Origin of the sequence: Streptomyces sp. NPDC059696 (assembly GCF_042733745.1) — a bacterium.
Classification (GTDB): domain Bacteria; phylum Actinomycetota; class Actinomycetes; order Streptomycetales; family Streptomycetaceae; genus Streptomyces.
In genome coordinates this window covers 1-1,002 of sequence record NZ_JBHWFG010000159.1, presented here as the reverse complement: position 1 = coordinate 1,002, position 1,002 = coordinate 1, and the positions used below count along the sequence as shown (strand labels likewise).

The following is a 1,002-nucleotide window of genomic DNA, read 5'->3' as shown; positions in this document are numbered from 1 at the left end:
TGGTGGGGGACCAGATGGAACCGGGTAGCTACCAAGTGGTCAAGCAGGCCGCATCCGCCGACGCATGCACGTGGTCGGTGTCGGCAGCGGGCGGAAGTATCGTGGCCAGCGGCGGACCCGCAGAAGCCGGTAAAAACGTGGACCTGGTGGCCGGCCAAAACTTCACTAGTGACAAATGTGAAAATTGGGGGAAGATGTACTAAGACGCAGCCGGAAACGGCGTGGGGCGAATAACCAATGCATGCGGAGCTGGGGAGCATCCGAATGAAGTGGGGATCCCTCGGTGGACACGCGCAATCGCAGTGTTCTTCAGCTTGGTTTGGCATGCCTTGCCCTCTCCGGTCGCTCAAGAACCTCTCATCAAACCTCCCGGCATACCGTCTTGGGCGCCAAGAATGCGCCATTCCGTCGCCGCAAAGCCACAGCCGTCATCGCCACGGCAAGCCTTGCCACGGCCGCACTGACGGGAATGCTGGCGGCGGGACCCTCCGTCGCCGACCAGGCCCGCCAAACCGTAGCCGTTGGACTGACCAAGGCCGCCGGGGCCCTGGTGGACCCGAAAGGCCGGATCTGGGTTTCCGATTCCCGGGCAGGGTTTTGCCGTGTGACCGAGACATCCGGTGCCACCACCGGCGGCCTCGAAACCAGCACATGCCTCGGTGGAACCCTGGCCGGGCACAAGACCGGGCCGGCCCTTGCGGGCACCCCGGCCATCATTGATCCCACGCCCGGCAACCCCGGCAGCGGCGACGAAATTGCGTTCATTCCGGATGCCGCCGTCGGAAGCTCCGAGGTTTACCGAGCCGTGTGGAACGCGGGAACCAGCCTCTTCAACTACAAGAGCCAGTTGACCATCTTCGACGGCGACCTGCGCCCGAACGCCGTCAGCGACGGCCCCGACGTCAACATCTATTTGTCCTTTGCCAATGCCAGGTCGATCATCAAGATCGCCGATCCCACGGCCCTCCACCCCAGCATCGAGTCCATTGCCTCGGTCAGCTC

At 63.6% G+C, this 1,002-nt stretch carries 1 protein-coding gene and 1 pseudogene; both read left to right on the top strand.

Translation table 11 applies throughout. From position 1 onward, the window contains the following. Positions 1–203: hypothetical protein (locus tag ACFV20_RS37340; RefSeq protein ID WP_385665683.1), on the top strand; the 203-nt coding region annotated here is incomplete at its 5' end. A gap of 179 nt (positions 204–382) precedes the next feature. Then, positions 383–1,002 (top strand): annotated as a pseudogene (locus tag ACFV20_RS37335) (hypothetical protein); the annotation flags it as partial.